The organism is Campylobacter sp. 2018MI34 (assembly GCF_016598975.1).
Lineage (GTDB): Bacteria > Campylobacterota > Campylobacteria > Campylobacterales > Campylobacteraceae > Campylobacter_D.
The window spans coordinates 1-415 of sequence record NZ_JAENKS010000198.1; the positions used below are offsets into that span (position 1 = coordinate 1).

Sequence of the window (415 nt, forward strand, 5' to 3'; positions counted from 1 at the left end):
GGGCTCGATCACCGCGGGGCCCATCAGCGAGGTGACATAGGCGCGGTCCTCGGCCGTCGGCAGCCACTTGCTCTCGTTGGCGGCCCACTCGGCTTCGCTCAGCATCCGGCCGTCGGGCGAGATGCGCTGGCCGGCGAAGCCGCCGATTCGGCGGTCGAAGCCGCGATGGGGCAGCTTCAGCTCGAAGTCGATGCCCGCCTGCTCGATCGCCCGGTTCCAGCGCAGCAGGCCCCGGCCGCAATCCTCGACATAATCCTGGCGCAGGCGCTCGTTCAGCGCAGCCAGGGCGGGCACGGTCTTGCGGACGATCCGGCCATCCTCGACGGTGTCGATGTCGTAGGTGCTGCCGGTCAGCAGGTGATCGTCCTCGATGCGCGTCTCGAGATACCGGCCCTTCACGCCCATCGTGTAGTAG

General features: G+C 68.7%; 1 pseudogene. It reads right to left on the reverse strand.

Annotated features, from left to right (window positions below):
• Positions 1–415: pseudogene (locus tag JG676_RS08420) on the reverse strand (benzoyl-CoA 2,3-epoxidase subunit BoxB); the annotation flags it as partial.